Here is a 19211-nt window from a genome sequence, read left to right as displayed (position 1 = left end):
AAAAGCAAGGGATTCCAACACCAGCGAATGGAAATCTCAATCAACCAATTCGACAAGGAGTGACGATGAAACGCTACACCCTGATGTTTTTGGTCGCCCTGGCATTCGTGCTGGGCGCCTGCAGCGATGACGACGACAACAAAGACACCACCCAAAACAACACGCTGGCCGACGCGACGTCGGACACCTCCACCGCCAACGACACGAGCGTGGGCGAAGACACCGGCGAAGCCCAGGATACCGGCGGGACCGACGACACCGGCGAAGCTCGGGATACGGGCGAAGCCCAGGATACCGGCGGCGAGGACACCGGCACCGCCGATGTAGGCCAGGACGTGGAGGAAGACACCGGCACGACCCCGTCGTATTGCACGGGCAACTCGAGCTGCCGAGGCATCGAGAATATGGGGACCAGCGTCCCGCAGGTGTGCAACAACACGCCCGGCTGCTCGTACGACAACGCCACGCAAGAGTGTCAGGGCACGCCCGAGTACACTGACTGCGCGTCGATCAAAGACGAGACTGTCTGCACCGACAGGGGCTGCGAGGCCTCGGGTCAGGGCGACAGCTTTACCTGCGCTCAGCCGGCGACGAACCCGCCGATTCAATGCGAGTGGTTCACTTCGCCCGACGCGCGCGTCGCCTGCACGTTGTATGGCTGCGCCTACAACGGGCCCACCGAAGGCGAGTGCTCGGCTCCCTCGCAAGACTACATGCTCGACTGCGGCCAGTTTGACGTTCAGTCCCAGACCGGTTGCGAGAGCACCGACCCCAGTTGCTGTGCGTACTGGGCCAACAGCTCGCTTGGAAGTCTGTGCGGGCCTCAAAACGCGGTCGGGTCCGGAGTTGAGTTCTGCGGGCCGGGACCAGCAATGGAGCTCAACTGCTTGAGCATACCCGTCGATGAATGCGAGTCGCGCGAAGGCTGCTCACTGGGCAACAACAATGGGCAGGAGTACTGCCAGGGACGCACGCCGCTCCGTTGCGAAGACCTGACCGGCGAGTATCCCGGTCAGGAAGGCAACTTCAGCCAGGAGTGCAAGGCCTTCGGCTGCGATTGGCAGTGGACGAACTGAGCGTCTAAGGCGGTGCGATGCGCCAATAGCCACGTGGCTTATCGGCAAGACGACCGCCACGCGCAAACGCCTCTGACCGTCCGCCCATCAATAGTAGTTCCACCTCAATAGCAGGCGTCTGCCCCCTGCAGGGCGTTCGATTCGTACGCCTTGCAGGCGAGCAGCGCCTGCTATTGAAGGATTTATTATTGAAGGGCGGACGATGCGCAGCGTTTGCGCGAGGCGGTGCGATGCGCCCATAGCCACGTGGCTTATCAGCAAGACGACCGCCACGCGCAAACGCCTCTGACCGTCCGCCCATCAATAGTAGTTCCACCTCAATAGAAGGCGTGTGATCCCTGCAGCGCCTTCACATCGGAACCCTTAGACAATCTGACCATTCCGCTTCTCCCACCCGCGCGCTAATCAGTGTCTCACGGATCATAAATGTGTCGACATATGTCGACGATACGGGCGCGGCTCATCAAGGGGGCGCGACTTGCTCATTCAGCGCGACGGGAGAATCATGCACCACTCGGTATATCGACTCACACTCCAAACTTGCCTCCTGTTGGGCCTCGTGGCGGCCGGCCTCTTCGGCTGCGGCGAGGCGACCGATGGAGACTCGCCATCCTCCAAGCTCCATGGCGCGCTCGAGTCCGAGCCGCCCCCCGATGACGAGGAGCCAGAACCCTGCTTGGCCGTGGACTGTTCGCTGCACTGTGACATGAGCGAGCCGTATCCTGGTACGTCGGGGTATTGCTGCGAGGGCCCTTACCTGCGGAGCACCTGCCGGTCGAGTGGCTATTACGACGGGGGGCGAAAGGACCCGGACGTCGACAACGACGGGTGGCTGAACACCAATGACAATTGTTGGCTCACGCCTAATCCCTCCCAGACCGACACCGACACGGACGGGCATGGCGACGCCTGCGACAACTGCCCCCATGCGCCAAACCCGATTCAATACGACCTGGACTATGACACCATCGGGGACGCGTGCGACCCGGATGCCGACGGCGACGGCCAGATCGAGGATATGGACGGTGACGGGACCGCCGACATCTTCGACATCTGCCCGCAGGTCTACGACCCGGCCCAACTCGACACCGACGGCGACGGCCTGGGCGACCCCTGCGACAACTGTCCCGAGATCGCCAACCCCCAACAAGAAGACAGCGACGGCGACGAGCGCGGCGACGCCTGCCCCGGCAGGCTCAGCGAGGACGCCATGCGCATCGCCGTGCCCGAGTGCTCGCCGAGCGACTACAGCGCGATCGATGACTGCGTCAATCGCTTCGCCCCGCCGAGGCCGAGCATCACGCGCGGCATCTCGACGGCCATTGCCGGCCTGGACGCTTCGCTCACCCAATCGGACCCGTACCTCGATGCGCTTAGTCTGCCCATCGACGACGTCACCACGCCGGCACTCACCGCAGACGGGGTGGACGCTGCCGGGCGCACCCAGGTCGTCCCCTACGCGCGATCGACCAACGACGGCCGGTTGTACTTTCGGCCGGGGTGGGGTTGGCTCCCGCTTCTGACGATGCGCCCGGAGGCGATGCACGACGACAGCCAAATCGGACCCGGCGGGCAACCCGTGCTCGACGAGACGGCCTATCAATCGCATGTGTTGTTCAATCCCAACGACACCAACCTCGAGTTGTATCCCAACGGCCACGCGGTGCCCGTCTGGTCACTGGCGCTGTGCGATGTCTCCGGTGGAGGCAAGGTCCCCGGCACGGATCTGACGATGCAGCGCAACCCACGGCCTTGTGAGGCTCGCATCGCAGGGGTAGTTCATGAGGGCAACTGCTACGATCTGACCATCATGGGCAACGTGCATACCACCGCGCTTCCCACCACCGGGATAGTGGGCTCCAAATGGGAGATCCGAACGAGCAACATCACGGTGTTCGTCCAAGATCCTCAGACCCCGAACGCGAGGTCCCACGTCTTCCCGAGAACGCCCGCAGGTGTGAGGCTCGAGGAGTGGATGAGGGACGAGCCCACCGACTTCCACAGCGGGCAGGCGCATTCGGACGTTGTGACCATCACCGATGATTGCCAGGCCACGTGCACGGCGCCCGGATGCATCGCTCCGGGCAAGGAGAACATCACCTGGAATGGCGACGAGAGCCTCCACGCGAGCTTCTTCGAGCCGGTGACGACCTCGGACGGGCGATTGCTGGTGGTCAATATGGGACAACAGAAGGGGCTGCAATATGCCATCGCGCCAGCTTCCGACGCCTGTCAGGCCGACGCCTTCACGCTGTTCAAGCCGTTGAGCTGCTTGGCCGAAGATCCGCGCGCCGGGGACTACGGATTGGCGCACGGAGCGCGCGTGCTCGATGACGGCACCCGCGCCTTCCTCGACTCGCGTGGCGAGGTCATCGCGCCCGGAGACACCATCATCGGGGGCTACCCTTGGATTGATCGCGAGGGCAAAAATATCGTCTTCGCTCAAACCAACGACTTTCGTGAGGCCTGGTACGCCCAGGGGCAATACCCCGGGCAATCGTCGGCGTTTGCCTTCTACCCGGACCAACACCCCTCGGCGGCCGGCAACGGAGTGGTCGCGCTAGGTGCGTGGACCCAGGGCAAGATCGTGGTGATGGACAACCTGCTCAACCCGACCGACTTTACGGGCGGCGAAGCGCCGTGGAACAACCAGATTGGTTTCCCGCTCTATAAATTCGCCATGGCGCTGTATCAAGGCGACCCGCTGGTGATCCGACCGTCGACGACCTCCGAGATCAACTCTCTGGAGCACGTGCTCAACTACTTCGAAGCCTACTCGCCGCTGCTTCCCTTCGACGTGGTCTGGCGATTCTCCAGCCGCACCGAGCATATGGCCGAGGTGGTCTTCGACGAGTACCTGTTCGACAACGCGTTCGTGGTCGCCCACATGAACGCTCCGCATATCAAGTACGGTACCAATTACTTTCCGCTCGACGGCTTCGTGCCTGCGGAAAACAAGGAATTCAACTCGATGCGCTATGGGCTGCCCGTCGGAGATGGGCCCGACTTCAAGTTCCGCCAAACCCCGCGCCTGCAAAATGCCTCCACCGCCTACCCGGCGAGGGCGCCCTTTGCCAACGAGCCGCCCTCCGAGCTGCGCCTGCGCGGCGGGGCGCGCGTCGAGCCGGTCGCCCTGGGCGGCGTGCGCGGCAAGGGCCTATACCTCGACGGGCGCAACGACTTCATCGACATGGGCTACCAGAACACCGGCCACCGCGACTGGCTCTACTCCATCTGGCTCGATTGGCGAGATCCCGACCCGCACGCCGTGCGCACGGTCTTCTTCTGGCCCAACGACTCGTGGGTGGGTGTGTCGCTGGCCGAGGCCGTCGCCTACAACGCCGCCGCCCCGCAAGGGTCGCGCATTAGGCGGGTCTCCCTGACAGCGCAGGGGCTGACCCGCGAGAGCTACTTCAACTTCGCGGTCAAGGTCTACGACGACGCCGCCACGCAAGAGCGCAAGATGCAGGTCTACGTCGACGGTGAGCCCGTCGGCGCGTCCATGGCGTGGGACTGGACCGGCGGGACTGCGCCCGATAGCGGCTTCCGAATGGACTACGACGGGCTCGGCGGCTGGTCGTGGTTCGCCGTCGGCGACCCCGGCCCCAACTTCGACTCCCCCGGCTGGCCCGCCCCGCGCGAATCCTTCCGCGGCTGGATCGACGAATTCCGCATCTACGCCTTGAGCGACTCCGATGACTTCTCACACGGCGTGCACGACACCCAACTCGGCGAGTTCATCTGCAACCTGGCGTTGGGCACGCTCGTCGACGACAACGGCGTCGAGCGCTGCGAGCAGCTCGCCTTCGGCTCCCACGACCGGCCCACCGATTTGCCGCCGCAGCCCTCGGGGCTCGTGTGCGTCGACAAGGTGCACCGCGATCTGTCCGCCCCGCAGTGTCTGCGCGACGACAAGCTCGACCTGCCCGCGCTGTCGCACAACGCGCAGCGCCCCGACGACACCGGCAACGAGTTCTGCCTGACCTGTCACAGGCCGCAGCACGAGGTGCCCGGCCTCGACAGGAACAAGCTCGAGTCCTCCCTGGACTTCTTGGGCGCTAACGTCAACAAGCCCGACGATCGGCGTCGCCAGCCCATGGACTGGCCGGCGGTGCTCGGCGGGTGCCTCAACGCCGCGCCGTCGAGCGTGGTGCAAGGTATGGGAGCCACCGATCCCTGCGACATGTCCGTCTGGCCGATCGATGAGTGGATGTATACGTCCGGGAAGCTGACGCCTTGAGGTTGAAGGCGTGTGATCCCTGCAGGGCGTGCGTTTTCGAGGCGCACGCCCTGCAGAGCAGCAGCGCCCGCTATTGAAGGAGCTATTATTGAAGGGCGGACGATGCGCGGCGTTTGCGCGAGGCGGTGCAATACGCCAATAGCCACGTGGCTTATCTGCAAGACGACCGCCACGCGCAAACGTCACTAATCGTCCGCCCATCAATGGTAGTTCCACCTCAATAGCAGGCGTGTGATCCCTGCAGGGCGTTCGATTCGCACGCCCTGCAGGCGAGCAGCGCCCGCTATTGAAGGAGCTATTATTGAAGGGCGGACGATGCGCGGCGTTTGCGCGAGGCGGTGCAATCCGCCAATAGCCACGTGACTTATCTGCGAGACGACCGCTACGCGCAAACGTATCTGATCGTCCGCCCATCAATGGTAGTTCCACCTCAATAGCAGGCGTGTGATCCCTGCAGGGCGTGCGTTTCGATTCGCCCTCCTTCCCATAGACAATTTAGCCATACCCCCCCCATTCGACTTCTGCTCTTCTGCGCCGCTCGCTTTGCGTCATCCCTGACGCGGGCGAGCGGCGTATTTTTTTCCCCTTTGAAGCATCGTGAGAGGAAGTTCGAATGAAGAAGTATCGAATGACTGGCTGTGTGTTGCTCTGTGTGCTCGCCCTGGCGGCGGGCGCGTGTTCCGATGATGACGACTCCAAGAAGAACCCGGCGCTCGACGCGGGCGCTGACGTGAGCACAGGTGATGCGGCCGGTGACGCCGGCTCGACCGACACGTCCAATCCGCAGGAGGATACCGGCTCGACCCCTGATGGCGGCAGCGACGCCGGCGACGAGGACGCGACGGCGGACACCGGCACCCAGCAGCCGGAATTCTGCGCCGAGAACGAGCGTGTCGAGGCGGGCGCGTGTGTGGCGTGTGCCGACGGCAAGGTCAGCCCCGCGGGGGCCGACGCGTCCGGGCCGGATACCGTGTGCGGCGTCGACGACGCGTGTTTTGCCACCCTCGGCGTCGATTGCGACACCTACCAAGAGGCGTACCTCAAGGCCGACACGCAGCAGGCCGGCGCGTACTTCGGAATGTCCGTGGCGATGTCCGACGACGAACAAACCCTCTTCGTCGGGGAGCCGGCGAGGCTTCCGCTCGGCGCGGTCTACGTCTTCGAGCGGGATGGCTCGACATGGGCTCAATCTGCGGTCTTGAAGCCCGACGTGGGCGGTGGTCGGCCAAATGGCACCGGCGGGTATGGTTTCGGAGTCAGCGTCGACGTCGACGGGGATACCCTCGTCGTGGGTGATTCCCTGGGCGGGCTCGTGCACGTCTACACCGGCAGCGGTGATACCTGGACCGCGCAGGCCACCCTCACGTCGTCCAACTTCGATGACGGGGATTTGTTTGGCGGCGCGATCGCCTTGAGCGGCGATACCCTCGTGGTGGGCGCCATGACCGAGAAGAGCGACTCGTCGGCGAGCGCCCCCGACCCCGACGACAATACCGGGCTCGAGATCGGGGCTGCGTATGTCTTCGAGCGCAACGGCAGCGATTGGACCGAGACCCACTATATCAAGCCGCCCAACCCCACCCAGAACGGCTATTTTGGGTCGAACGTGGACCTCGACGGCGACACGATGGTCATTTCGTCGGCCTACGAGTCGAGCGGCGCGACCGGCATCGGCGGGGACATGATGGATACGTCGGCCGCACAGTCGGGCGCGGTCTTCGTCTACGGACGCAGCGGCAGCGACTGGACCCTCGAGCACTATATCAAGGCGTCGAACGCCTTCATGGGCGCTAACTTCGGATCGTCGCTCCACCTGTCGGGAGACCGCTTGGTGGTAGGGGCGACGAGAGAGGGGACCAACGCGACCGGGGCGGCCTACGTGTTCACGCGCACGGGCGGTACGTGGACCGAGGAGGCCTACATCAAAGCCAGCCATCCCTTGGAGCAAAACAGCCAATTTGGCAGCAGAGTCGCCCTCGACGCCGATGGTGATCTGCTCGCCGTCGCTGCCGTCCTCGAATCGGGCGCCGGTCTCGGCTTGAACCCCGATCCGAGCACATCGACCGCGAGCCTGCGCTCCGGCGCCGTCTTCCTCTACGAGCGCGATGCCTCGGGTACCTGGTCGCCGCTCCCCTACATGAAGGCACCCAACGCCGGGAATAGCCATTATTATGGTACCAGCCTGGCGTGTAGCGGCTCGGGCCAGCACCTCTTCGTGGGGGCCGCTCAAGAGTCGGGCGGCGCCGTGGGTGTGAATGGCGATATGACGGATCAATCGGCCAGCCGGGCGGGCGCTGTTTATGTGAATCGGGTGCGTCCGTAGCGCCCGCTATTGAAGGAGTGATTATTGAAGGGCGGACGACGCGCGGCGTTTGCGCGAGGCGGTGCAATACGCCAATAGCCACGTGGCTTATCTGCAAGGCGACCGCCACGCGCAAACGTATCTGATCGTCCGCCCATCAATAGTAGTTCCACCTCAATAGCAGACGTGTAATCCCTGCAGGGCGTTCGATTCGTAAGCCTTGCAGGCGAGCAGCGCCCGTCGGAAGGCCAGAGATTTTCCTCGCACGCCTTCCGAGCGGCTCGGCACGTCACGCTCCATCCTCGCACTGCTTCCGAGACGCACCGCACGTCTCTCTGCAGCCTCACACCCGAGCCTAGCTGCACCACACGTCTCTCTGCAGACTTACTCGCCAGCCGAGCCGGGCTGCACCTGTCTTTGCAGGATCGGACGGCTTCCGAGCGGCTCGGACGCCCAGCGATTCTGGGCCGACGGCTTCATCGAGGCTCGGACGCAGAGAGATTCCCCCCAGCCGGCTTCGTCGAGGCTCGGACGCAGAGAGATTCTGCCGAGAAGTCGAACGAGCTGCTCCGGTGGAGAAAATCAGCCTCTTGTGTCCCTTTGGGCCACCGGGTAAGGTCAGAGCATCACGTCACACTTGTTCGGAGGGGTCGTTCCGCGTCTTACGGCGCGTGAGATTCGACGAGCGTGGTGGAAGAGGAGCGTTCTTTACCACCCTTAAGATGGATCTCGGATCCAAGGAGACTGTGATGTCTGAACTAAGCGTACAAATCGTCAACCGGGTCAAGCATGCGCGCATCGTCGCGGACGCCGGCCGGGTCCACGCCCCGCAGGTTACCGCCGAGTTGGGAGGTGACCTCGACGGACTGGAAGGTTTTGAAGGTTCGCAGCTTACCACGATGGCCAAGGCCGGCGTGAAGCTGCTTATGAATGTGACCGAACTGATGGAGCAGCTCGATTTGCGCTATGCAAACGAGTCTGCACAAGACTCCGCCGCGCGCGTCAAGCGCGACCAGTATGTCGCGGAGGGTCGCGCGGCGATCATGGCCGGACGCGACCACACCCGAGCGGTACTCGGCGAAGAAGCACTCACCAAGTACGGCATCCCCTCGACCACCCCCGAGCAGGCTAACGAACTGCTCGCCGTGCTGAACAATATCGTCCACCGCCTCGACGAGTACCCGGCAAACGAGCCGGGGCGTTTCGGCGCGGTGTTCGACTCGGCGAAGATGCGCGAGGAGTTCGTCGCCGTGCACGACAACCTCGCCGGTGCGCTCGACGCTCTGGGCACCGAGACGCGCGAGACCGAGCAGGTCATGCTCGAGCGCGACGCGGTGGTCGCCCGCTGGGAGCGCATCTACCGCGGGGTCGCCGGCCAGCTCAGCTCGCTGTTCATCATGGCCGGCCGCGCCGACCTGGCCGACCGGGTGCGCCCGACGACCCGGCGCGCGGTGGGCCTCGACGAGCCGCAGGTGCCCGTCGAGCCCGACACACCCGACATGCCCGATACACCCGCCCAGCCCGCCGCCGACGACGTGGTCGTCGAGCCCAGCGAGGCGTGAGCGATGCATAGGTAGAGAGACGGTCCTCTGTTGATCAAAAACGCCCCGCGACGCTCGAGCGTCGCGGGGCGTTTTTGTGGTGCTGAGGTTCGTCGGCTTGCTGCGTCTGCCTCTTGGGGCGCGCGGCCCAAGCACCGCGCGCCCCTCGGCCCCCAAGCCTCTTTCCCGAAGGGGCAATTCAGCACGGCGGGGGGCGTGGGGGAATGGTTAATTTGTCCAAGCCGTTGGCGCAGGCTCTGCTTTGGGGTAGTGTGTTTCGCACAGTCAACATGACCCGAGTGAGGGAGAACGAAGATGCTCTATTGCGAAGAGACGACAGGCGTGGTCGCGGCGGGGTATGCGGTGGACACCGGTGGCGAATTGACCGGTGCGCAGGCCGAGGAGATTCTGGGAGCCGTCGAGCAACTCAACGAGGAGCACGGCACGAACATCAAGATGATCGTGCCGGGCGACTCGGCGACCGATCATGCGGAGGACCCGGAGATGGCGTTGTATGCCTTCGAGGTCATCTTCGGGGTGCCCGCGGTGATGGCGAGCACGTGGGGGTGTCCGGCGGAGGTGAGCGTCGAGGCGGTCCAGGATGCGGCGGCCGAGGTCGAAGAAGCGCCCGAGGCCTTTTGGAGCGACCTCGCCGCCAAGGTGCCGCTGTTGGCGGACTACGAGTTCGACGAACCGGAGGTCTACTTGGCGTCGTTCGGCCCGCTTTCGTGCGCCGTGTTGGCGGCCGGTGTGCCTTTTCCGAGCGACGACCCGGACGAGGCGACCTACGAGTTCTTTAGCGTCCAGGACATGAATCAAGAGTGGCTCGAAGAGGGCGTCGACGGCGTCGAGATCGCCTACGTCGACTTCACCGACATCGCTTCGGTCGACCTGAGCGCCGAGGCCGTAGGCGATTGGCTGGCCAAGGTCGACAAGCTCGACGACCCTAAAATCTACATGACCCTGCGCTACGACTGAAGCCTCTCGGAAACGTTCGCAGGAACCGACGAAAGCCTTTTGTTCGCCCGTGGCTCCATGCTGCGGGCGCACGAGAGGCTTTTTGGTTTGGGCCGGCGCCCGAAGCGATGAGTTCGATGCGTCGCCGGTCAGATGGCCCGCACCGCGTCGGCGAGGTCGTCGGGGACTTCCTCTTGGAGGAAGTGGCCGGCGCGGGTCTCGCACACAGGCGCGTCGGGGCGAAGCTTTTTGACCCAGCCGAGCACGCGGCCCAAGACCGGGTCGTTCGTTCCCCACACAACTTGGACGGGCACGTCGGTGTCGGTGAAGAACTCGCGCACCCGCTGCAGCGGGGCGACGGACGGGTGCTCCATGGTGTCGGGGACCATGCGGGCGAGCGCCAGCGGGGCGGCGCGGTTCGACAGGGAGCGAAGAGGCCAGCGGTAGGCCTTGGCGATCTCGCCCGAGATGCTCTTGCGGTCGCCCTGAGCGATGCCGAGGGCGACCTGCGGGAAGCCGAGCACGCGGAAGGCCAGGTCGCTCACGATGGGCATCTGCGAGAACCTGTGGAACAGCGTGGGCTTGAAGCCCTCTTTGGGCTCGGAGACGACGGTGTTGCCCAGGACGATGCCGCCCAGGCGCTCGGCGCGCTCGGCCATCGCCAACAGGCCGATGGGCCCGCCCCAGTCCTGCACCACGAGGATGACGTCGTCGAGATCGAGGGCGTCGACGAGCTCGCCCATCCACCGGGCGTGGTTCTCGAGGGTGTGGGCCTCAGGGTCGTGGGGTTTTTCGGAGAGGCCCAGGCCGACCAGGTCGGGCATGATGCAGCGATACTCTTTGGGGTCGAGCTTGGCGGCGACCTTGCGCCACAAAAAGCCCCAGGTGGGGTTGCCGTGAATCATGAGGACCGGGCGGCCTTCGCCGTACTCCATGACATGCATAGTGCGGTCGTCGACGCGCACGCAGTAGCGCTCGAAGGGGAGCATCGTGTCGAGCCAGTGGGGCAGGGCGGGGGCAGTGAGCTTGTCCATAACTAGTCGTTGTCGGTCTTGGGTGTGTGCTCTAGCCTAGGCGACTCGAGTTCTGTGTCCAAGTGGCATCTCAAGAGGCATCTATGTCGACCGATTCCAGTTGCTCCATCCGAAGGCTGACCGAAGACGATCTCGACGCGCTCTACCGCATTCGCCAAATCGCGTTTCAAGACAACGTGAGTTGGAGGAACACCGAGGTGCAGAAGGTTCACGAGGCGTCGCTGCCGTACAAGTGGGGCCGCTTCGATGACGGGGAGCTCGTCAGCTCGGCGTCGTGGTATCCGTTCGAGATGTATTTGCACGGTGAGGCGACGACGGTGGGCGGGCTCGCCAGCGTGGTGTCGGCGGCGGCGAGCCGGCGGCGAGGCCACGTGCGTGCGCTGTTGGCGCATGGGCTCGAGACGCTTCGCGACGACGGCGTTGCCTGGTGTCTCGAGTACCCCTTCGACACGCGCTATTACCGGCGCTTCGGATGGGAGACGGTCTCCAACGGCTTCTTCTTCGAACTACCCGTCGAGCGCTTTGCCCGCTTCGACTCGCCGCCTGCCATCGAGCGCGTCGAACTCGAAGGGGAGTCGCTCGAGCAGATTGGCGACATCTACGCAAAATGGGCCGCGAACTACAACTTTACGATGGCACGCGACGAGGGCGTTCGCGACGACTGGACGCGCATCCTCGAAGGGCCTCCCTGGCTCGAGAATAGCCCGCGGTTCGTCTTCGCGATGAAGCGTGCGTACGTCGTGATCAAGCTCGAGCGAGATGGCGACTCGGAGCATCTGACGGTGCTCGACTACGCGTTCTCCACGCCTGCCGGACGCCTCGATATCTTCGGCTTTATGAACCACTTCGCCGGCCAAGTCGACACAGTGCGCCTACAGCTTCCGGCCGACGACCCGCTCGTGATGGAGTGGACGAATTTCATCGTGGCGCACCCCCATCCGTTGCACGCTCGCGTGGTCGACGTGGCCTCGGCGCTGAGTGGCTTGAAGGCAGACGAAGGGCTCGCGTTCAACGTCGCCGTGCGTGACGATTTCTGCGCGTGGAACGCGGGGGTATTTCGAGTGAGCGTCGACGGCGGAGTGACGCACGCCGAGGCTGTCGACGCGCCGGCGGAGCTATCAGTCGACGTGCGCGCGCTCGCTCAGATGCTCAGCGGGTCGGTGACCGCGTCGGCGGCGATGCGCACCGGACTCGCCCATGGCGGGGCGCACGTGGCGCAGGCGTTGTGCAGGTTGGCGGGGCGTGGGTGTTATATGCCGTTGTCGGATTATTTCTAGGTTGGTGCATCGGTCCCCGCTGGGCAAAGGGTCGTGAGCGCAGCAACTGGGCTCGACGGCGCCTCCGCTTGCCTATCTCCGGGCGCTGATCTGTTGGGCGAGCTTCGCTGCGTGTGGGTATAGACGAATTGACTCTAACGAAGAGGGGGCGGGGCGGATAGGCTTCTGTTGAAGCCCTACAACGAAGTGCTGGTAGGGTATTGGTGTTGCGCCTGACTGGGCGTAGCGTAATTCACGTGTAAGAGGAGAATTGAAATGAAAGCCAAAACCAATGTCAAAGCCGGTACATATGGAAGCGGAACCCGATCGACTGCGTCGCAGGCGAGCACCAGAGCCGAGTTGCTGTAATTCGGCGAAATGGTGCCAAGGGAAAGCCCCGCCAGCCAGCCTTTGCGCCGGTTGGTGGACTCTATTCAAAAAAGGAGACTCACGATGAAAGCTAAAACCAATGTCAAAGCCGGTGCAATTGGACGCGGAACCCGATCGACTGCGTCGCAGCCGGGCACCAGAGCCGAGTTGCTCTAAGCCGGCCAAGTAGCGTCAGGGAAAGCCTCGCAATCCTGCCGTTGCGCAGGTTGGTGGATTCTGTTTGCTACAAAGGAGACTCACGATGAAAGTGAAGACGAATGTCAAAGCGGGTTATATCGGACGCAAAGGCGCGGGGAATTCCGCGAGGTTCGAGTAATTCGGCGAAATAGATTCAGAGAAGGCCCCGCCAGTCCGCCTTTGTGCAGGCTGGTGGGGCTTTTTTGTGGGCAATTCAAGGATGCGCGATCAGGATGACCGCGCGTGCGTGGCGGTCGAGGGCGTCCAAGGCTCGGCGCATCGTGGCGGGGTCGAGCGTGCCGAAGCTCTCGTCGAGAATCAAGATGTCGGGGGCTTGGATGAGCGCGCGGGCGACGAAAAGACGGCTGCGCTCGCCGTGGGAGAGTTGCCAGCCGCGCTCGCCGAGCATCTGTTGGAAGCCGCCGGGCATCTTGGCGATGACGGCATCGAGGCCCAGGTCGGCGCAGATCTGTTGGGCTCGCGCCCACTCCTTGTGGGTGGGCGGCCAATTTCCACCCATGAACAGGTTGAATCCGAGGGGCGCGCTCATGACGTGGTTGTCGTGGAATTGCGGGACCAGAGTCACGTAGCGGCGCCACAATTCCTCGCCTACGGCCGAAGGATCGAAGCCCCGCCATAACAAAAGACCGGCGTCCGGGCGTCGCAGGCCGGCGAGTATCTTGGCCAGCGTCGACTTTCCGCCGCCGGATGCACCGGTCATGACCCAGCGGTTTCCCTCCGCCAGTTCGAGCGAGCAGCCCGTCAGCACCGGCCGGCGCGAACCCGGGTAGGAGAACGAGAGGTTTCGCGCCACGAGGGATGTCGGCGGGGTGTCCGCGCGACGCGCCTGGCTGCCGGCGGCGACGCGCGCCTCCAGAAGTCCCTGCGTTTGAGGCCTCGCCGCCGCGCCGAAGAGCTCCCTAACCTCGCCCCACGCCACCCAGAAGCCGATCAGGGAGACGCCTGCAGAGACGAGCTTTCGAAACGCCGCGCCGGCGAGCAAGATCCCGCCGACGCTGACGGCCAGCGCGCCGATGCCGGCGTCGGCCAGCCAGGGCATGAGCGCGAGGAGAGCGACGGCGTACCAGGCCCGGCCGCCGGCGGCGACCAAGCTCAGGTCGCCGTCGTCCACCGATTGGCTGGCACCGAGATAGGCGTGCAGCAGGTTGTCCTCGCGCATGTGCCATCGCTTTGGGTGCTCCTGGACGAGGCGCGTGCGCTGGCCGGCGAGGCTTTCGACGAGCTCTCGGGTCAAGTCGAGCCGCTCGCGCGTCCACGACTTCAACCGGCCGGCGTAAGCGTAGCCAATCGCGGCGAGCAGCAGGCCCCAGACGATCGTAATCGAGGCGTGCGGCCAGCCGCCCGCGCCGGCGCCGAGCACGAAGCAGGCCATGCTGAGTTCGATGACCGCTGTCACGGCGGTAATCGCGCCGCCCAAAATCGACTGCTCGACCGACTCGGACTCGATGACGCGGCTCAGCCAACTACCCGAGCCGCGCTCGCGGACCTCGTCGGGGTCGAGGCGCAATAGCCCCAGCAAGAGGCGTCGTTTCAGGTATAACCCGACGCCCACGCCGAGTTGGCCCTGCGCCCAGATCTGCATAACCCGCAGGGGCACCAACGCCAGGACGATCAAGCCCCATAGCCACATCCATCCCGCGTCAATGGATCCGCCGAGGGCCTGTTGGCCGAGAATCCACCACGCCCCAATCACCCCGGCGTAGCCCAACCCGTGGGCGACCAGAAGTTGGGCGAGGTGGCCCCAGACGCCGTGTCTTCTCAGGTGACGGGCGGGGGCTTGGCCGAGGGCAGGGCGGACCAGCCAGCCCAGCTCTAACAGGTCGGAGGCGTGTTGCTCCTCGGCCATGACGCGGGCCAGCCGTTCGACCTTGGCTCCACTCAACTCGGTCAACTCGAGCGCACGCTGCAAGACCGGGATGTCGTCGCGCACCTGGGGCCTAACGAGGGCATCGGCTATTGCGTCCACCGGCACCGATACAACCGAGCCGCGCATGGTGAGAGCGCGCAGCCCCCTCACGCTGGTCCCGACCACGGCCAAATAGCCGCCAGCGGAGTACCCATCGACGTGGGGAACCCGGACCAGCGCAGGCACGCAACGGCGCAGCGCCTCGCCGACCTCGCTCACCGAGGTCTGGCACGGCTCTACATCCAAGCCGAGGCGCTCGCCAATCGAGCCGATCCAGGCATTGCGGTCGGTTTCTTCCGCGGCAGCGAAGGTCTGTGTGCGTGGCGCGTGGTCAGGTACCCAGCCCAAATGACGACCCAGACTGTCGAGCGCCTCGTCGACGCGATGGGTCGGCCAGATGGCCTCTCGCAGGCGCGCGTTCATGCCGAGCCTCCTCGGATGGAGCCGTCGGTCAATTCGACCGGCGTCCAGCCCTCCTCATCCTCCCCGAGAAGGCGCGCTTTTACCTGGCGTTCGCGCTCGAGCAATTTGGCATAAATGGTTCCTTCCTGGGCGGCCAACGCGTCGGGGTCACCATCCTCGATGATCTGGCCGTCGAAGAAGACCAACACTCGGTCGAACGCGAGGGTGTGCTCGACATCGTGGCTGACGAAGAGCAGCGTCGAGTCGGCCCAATAGGCGCGAAGCTCGCCGAGGAGTTGGCGGCGCGTTTGGCCATCGATGCCGCGAAACGCCTCGTCACAAAGGGCCAGCGGCGGGCGTTGGCGTTGCAGCGCGCGCGCCAGGCGTACCCGTTGCCCCTCGCCGCCCGAGAGCACCCCGCCTTCCTCGCCGACCCAACTGCTCAGCCCCTCCGGGAGCCGCTCGACGACCTCCTCGAGCCGAGCCGCCGCCAAGGTTTGGTCCATGCCGAGCGGCTGCTCATCGGGGGAGCAGCCGTAGCGAATATTATCCCACAGGGAGCGATTCCACAGGTGCGCGTCGGGGTCGAGCCAGGCGATTTGGTGGCGCAGACGGACTAGCCGAGCGTGGTCGAGCTCTTCGCCGTCGACCAGTACGCGGCCCTTCGCGGGGGCGTACCAGCCGAGCATCAGCCCCAGAAAGCTCGATTTGCCCGCTCCCGACGGACCCACGAGCGCGACATGCTCGCCGGCGCCGATCTCGACGTTGATATCCTCGAGAATGGTGCGGCCGGCGGCGCGTACGGAGACGTCGTCGAATTCGAGGCCCCATGCGAAATTGGCGTCGGACTTCGCGGACGCTTTGAGGGCATCCAGCGGCGGGTGGACATCTCGGGCGCCGAGCGGTTCGAGTAGACGGCTGGCGGTATTGCGCAGCGCAGGATAGGTGCGCACCATTTGGCCCAATTGCCGGGCGAGCATCGGTAGCTTCAGGCTCCAATAGGCCACCACGAGAACGCCGACCGGCTGTTCGGGCTGTAAGGCGAAGTCGAGCACCAGCCAGACGATCAGCCCGGTGATGAGCAGGTTGCTTGCCAACTCAAAGCCGACAAGCCCGCGCACATAGGCGAGCACCGCGCGTCCCCACTCGGATGCGAGGCTCTCGTGCTCGCGCTGGACGTTGCGGCGCGCGCCATGGGCCCGGATGGGCAGAAGCCCGCGGGTCGCGTCGAGATAAAAGCCGGACATCGCGCCCTCGTGGACCTGCCGACGCAAATCGAGCTCGGTTAGCCATGGCCGCATCACCAGCGGGATGACCATCGCGGCCAACCCCGCAAGCACGGCCGGGAGCCAACCGGCAGGATAGAGCCAACAGATCGCAGCGACCGTCATGACCAGCTCCACAACGGCCAGTCCGAGATGTCCCAAGACTTCCGGGAGGTGGCGAATGGCGTACAAGCTATGTGCGCGCTCGGCGAGGTCGGACCCCGGCCGGCTGCGAAAATAATGGTCGCCGAGGCGCGGCAACTTCTCGAAGAAGGCTTGGCGCAAGGTGACTTCGAGGCGGCGGCCCACGCGCAACAGGAGCCCGGTGAGGCTAAGCTCGAGTCCAAGGAGAATCACAAAGAGCGCGGACATCACCGCGACCAATCCGAGACGTTGCTCCATCACATCGAGGCGCTCCATGGCCGCGAAGATGCCACGGAAGGCCATCGCCTCGGCGACCGTGCCGGCGGCGAGCGCAACGACCGCCAGCATCGCCGCCACCAAATAAGTCCAGCGCCCTCGGCCGAGTATCTGCCAGAGGCGCAGGAGGACGCCGCGTTCGCCGGTTTCGAGCACGTCGGCGAGTGCGGTGGAGGCCTCGTCGTCGAGCGGCTCGGACTCTGCGGTCCTGACCCCGTTGACCTTCACCAGCACCGCTCCGGTCACCAGGATCAGGTCCGGGTCGTCTGGCGCTGCTTGGGCGGTCCAATAGGCCGACGGGATCAACTCCTCGGGGGAGGCGCCCGCCTCATCAGAGCGTCCCGCCATCACCTCCACCAATTTCGAATTATCCTGGCCGCTGAGGCGAGAACTCTCGGCGAGCTTCGCGGCAAAGCGGACGGCGGCATCGAGGCCAGCCAGCCGCTGCCAACCCGGCGACTCTAGCGCCCACGCCTGCAATGCGGCGGCCGTGTCGGACGGAATGCCCAACGCGCTCATGCGCGAATGCAACGGGTCCAAAAAGTCGTCGCTCCCCGCCCAATCTCGCCAGGCGGCGGGATCAACGGCCATCGTGTGCACATATAATTGGCGCTCGAAGACCTCGGGCCGCACCCACTGGCGCCCCGAGGCGGGGTCCATCATCTGAACCCTGCCGAGCTGCTTTCTCCAGGCGATGACGAAGTGGGTGTCCCCACTCGGTAGGGTGACGACCGCAATTGCAGGAAGCGCCTGGTGACCGTCGAGCAAGACGTGGTCGACGGGCACGATCACCTGCTCGGCGTCCAGCCCGAGCGTCACGGCCAACTCTTCGAGGCTGTCGATGGATGTCCCGTCGACATCGGTCTGACAGGCGCTGCGCAGCTTCTCGTAGTCAACGAGGATGCCGTGGCCCTCCAACAGCGCCTTGAGCGCGGCAGGTCCGCAGTCCATCGCGGAGGTCTGGATGACCTCCGGTACAAAGAAGCGAGTCTTGTGAGTCGGAGAGGGCATCACTGTGCTACCGCGGAGACGCCCCGCAAGTGCATCCCAATGCTACGCAGCAACAAGTCGAGAGGAGACTGTTCGCGGACGCGTACTTCGATGCGAGCCGGCTGCCCGTGGCGAAGGGGGAGGGAGGAAGGAGGGTCGATGAGCGCGAGTTCGACGCGGGTGCGGTCTCGGTTGTCGGCTGCGGCCGCCACTTGCGTGACTCGGGCGCGCAAGACGGGAAATTCGGGCCAGGGAAATCCATGCAATTCGACGCGAGCCGTCTTGCCTGCCTCGAGTCGCCCGAGGACTTGGGAGGGCTCGAAAAAAGCGACGGCGTGAAGTTCGCCGTCGCCCACGATGGTCCCCAACTGTTGGGCGCGCGAGACGACCGCGCCGACATGCAACTCGCGCACCTCGCCGAGGCGCCCGGTGATCGGCGCGCGAATCGTGTGCCGCTCGATTTCGTAGTCGAGCTCAGCCATCTTGCCCTCCAGCTCGCCCAGCGTTCCCCGCAGTTCGGCGCGCTCCCGGCGTCCACGCTCTCGACGCGCGCGCAACTCGGCGCGCGTGGCGCTGGCATCCCAGCGGCGGCTGTGCAGCGCGCGGGCGAGCTCTTCACGCTCGGTTCGCGCCCGGGCGAGCGCCGCCTCTTGCTCATCGAGCTCGACCGGCGCGGAGACGCCGCTTTTCTGCAACTGCCTGACGCGTGCCGTTTCACGCTCGGCAAATTCAACGGCCAGCTCCGCGCGTTTTAGTTGGCTCTGTACGACCCGGGCGCGCGCCTGCGCAGCCTCGGCCCCACCGGAGAGAAGCTCATCGAGCGCGGCGATTTCGGCATCGACGGCCTCGATTTGAGCGCGCGCCGCCGCGATGGATGCCCGCACGCGCTCGCCGTGCAACCGTTGCTGTTCCACCTCGAGCGACGCCAGCGCGTCGCCTTGCGCGACGCGCTTCCCAACCTGCATCTCGAACATCGAAAGCCGTCCAGCCTCCGGCGCCTGCACGACGGTGGGGCCGTGAACGAGTTCGACGCGGGCGGCATCGCTCGTCTCCCACACCGACACGCGCGCACCCACGCCCCACCAACCCACCGCCCCGCACATCAGTACCAGGCAGACCAGCCAATATTTCGAGGCGCCGTGAAGGTCAGCCTCGATGGCTCGCGTGGTGCGTGAAAAGATCAAACTTATGACTCCATGTCTTCGCCAGAAATCTGCGGGAGCGTACCAAGAAG

At 64.9% G+C, this 19211-nt stretch carries 10 protein-coding genes; 6 read left to right on the top strand and 4 right to left on the bottom strand.

Annotated elements, in window-relative coordinates; genetic code table 11:
• Positions 1-65 precede the first annotated feature (65 nt).
• From FIV42_RS01275 to FIV42_RS01255, 5 genes are all read left to right on the top strand, one after another.
• Positions 66-1076 carry a hypothetical protein gene (locus tag FIV42_RS01275; protein ID WP_141195912.1) on the top strand — a complete coding sequence of 337 codons (1011 nt, stop codon included), beginning with the start codon at positions 66-68 and terminating at the stop codon, positions 1074-1076.
• A gap of 505 nt (positions 1077-1581) precedes the next feature.
• Complete coding sequence (locus tag FIV42_RS30625) at positions 1582-5316, top strand: thrombospondin type 3 repeat-containing protein (RefSeq protein ID WP_222615352.1); 3735 nt, start codon at positions 1582-1584, stop codon at positions 5314-5316.
• 613 nt (positions 5317-5929) lie between these two features.
• The gene (locus FIV42_RS01265) at positions 5930-7639 is read left to right on the top strand and encodes a hypothetical protein (protein WP_141195911.1); all 1710 of its coding nucleotides are present in this window, start codon (positions 5930-5932) and stop codon (positions 7637-7639) included.
• A 728-nt stretch (positions 7640-8367) separates the two neighbouring features.
• Positions 8368-9180, top strand: a complete 813-nt coding sequence (locus tag FIV42_RS01260; RefSeq protein WP_141195910.1) for a hypothetical protein — start codon at positions 8368-8370, stop codon at positions 9178-9180.
• A gap of 294 nt (positions 9181-9474) precedes the next feature.
• Positions 9475-10137, top strand: a complete 663-nt coding sequence (locus tag FIV42_RS01255) for a hypothetical protein (RefSeq protein ID WP_141195909.1) — start codon at positions 9475-9477, stop codon at positions 10135-10137.
• Positions 10138-10265: 128 nt separating this feature from the next.
• Here FIV42_RS01255 and FIV42_RS01250 read toward each other — a convergent pair whose 3' ends face one another.
• On the bottom strand, positions 10266-11150 hold the full coding sequence (locus tag FIV42_RS01250) for an alpha/beta fold hydrolase (RefSeq protein ID WP_141195908.1): 885 nt from the start codon (positions 11148-11150) through the stop codon (positions 10266-10268).
• A gap of 83 nt (positions 11151-11233) precedes the next feature.
• On the opposite strand from FIV42_RS01250, the gene FIV42_RS01245 reads away from it, so the two are divergent.
• On the top strand, positions 11234-12427 hold the full coding sequence (locus FIV42_RS01245) for a GNAT family N-acetyltransferase (protein ID WP_141195907.1): 1194 nt from the start codon (positions 11234-11236) through the stop codon (positions 12425-12427).
• 760 nt (positions 12428-13187) lie between these two features.
• On the opposite strand, the gene FIV42_RS01240 is transcribed toward FIV42_RS01245, so the two are convergent.
• From FIV42_RS01240 to FIV42_RS01230, 3 genes are read right to left on the bottom strand one after another with little or no spacing between them, the layout of a single operon-like run.
• Positions 13188-15323 carry an ATP-binding cassette domain-containing protein gene (locus FIV42_RS01240; protein WP_141195906.1) on the bottom strand — a complete coding sequence of 712 codons (2136 nt, stop codon included), beginning with the start codon at positions 15321-15323 and terminating at the stop codon, positions 13188-13190.
• A complete protein-coding gene (locus FIV42_RS01235) occupies positions 15320-17998 on the bottom strand; it encodes an ATP-binding cassette domain-containing protein (protein ID WP_141195905.1) in 2679 nt (892 codons plus the stop codon). The genes FIV42_RS01240 and FIV42_RS01235 overlap by 4 nt, the downstream gene beginning before the upstream one ends.
• Positions 17998-19161 carry an HlyD family secretion protein gene (locus FIV42_RS01230; protein WP_141195904.1) on the bottom strand — a complete coding sequence of 388 codons (1164 nt, stop codon included), beginning with the start codon at positions 19159-19161 and terminating at the stop codon, positions 17998-18000. The genes FIV42_RS01235 and FIV42_RS01230 overlap by 1 nt, the downstream gene beginning before the upstream one ends.
• Positions 19162-19211: the final 50 nt, after the last annotated feature.

The sequence above is a fragment of the Persicimonas caeni genome (genome assembly GCF_006517175.1).
In the GTDB taxonomy this organism is placed as follows: Bacteria; Myxococcota_A; Bradymonadia; order Bradymonadales; family Bradymonadaceae; genus Persicimonas; species Persicimonas caeni.
This window is presented reverse-complemented; position numbering and strand designations above follow the sequence as displayed.

Excerpts from the sequence above, each read along its gene's own strand:
- FIV42_RS01245 (WP_141195907.1), top strand. The coding sequence starts at position 11,234 with ATGTCGACCGATTCCAGTTGCTCCATCCGAAGGCTGACCGAAGACGAT.
- FIV42_RS30625 (WP_222615352.1), top strand. The coding sequence starts at position 1,582 with ATGCACCACTCGGTATATCGACTCACACTCCAAACTTGCCTCCTGTTG.
- FIV42_RS01235 (WP_141195905.1), bottom strand. The coding sequence starts at position 17,998 with ATGCCCTCTCCGACTCACAAGACTCGCTTCTTTGTACCGGAGGTCATC.
- FIV42_RS01240 (WP_141195906.1), bottom strand. The coding sequence starts at position 15,323 with ATGAACGCGCGCCTGCGAGAGGCCATCTGGCCGACCCATCGCGTCGAC.
- FIV42_RS01260 (WP_141195910.1), top strand. The coding sequence starts at position 8,368 with ATGTCTGAACTAAGCGTACAAATCGTCAACCGGGTCAAGCATGCGCGC.
- FIV42_RS01265 (WP_141195911.1), top strand. The coding sequence starts at position 5,930 with ATGAAGAAGTATCGAATGACTGGCTGTGTGTTGCTCTGTGTGCTCGCC.
- FIV42_RS01275 (WP_141195912.1), top strand. The coding sequence starts at position 66 with ATGAAACGCTACACCCTGATGTTTTTGGTCGCCCTGGCATTCGTGCTG.
- FIV42_RS01250 (WP_141195908.1), bottom strand. The coding sequence starts at position 11,150 with ATGGACAAGCTCACTGCCCCCGCCCTGCCCCACTGGCTCGACACGATG.
- FIV42_RS01255 (WP_141195909.1), top strand. The coding sequence starts at position 9,475 with ATGCTCTATTGCGAAGAGACGACAGGCGTGGTCGCGGCGGGGTATGCG.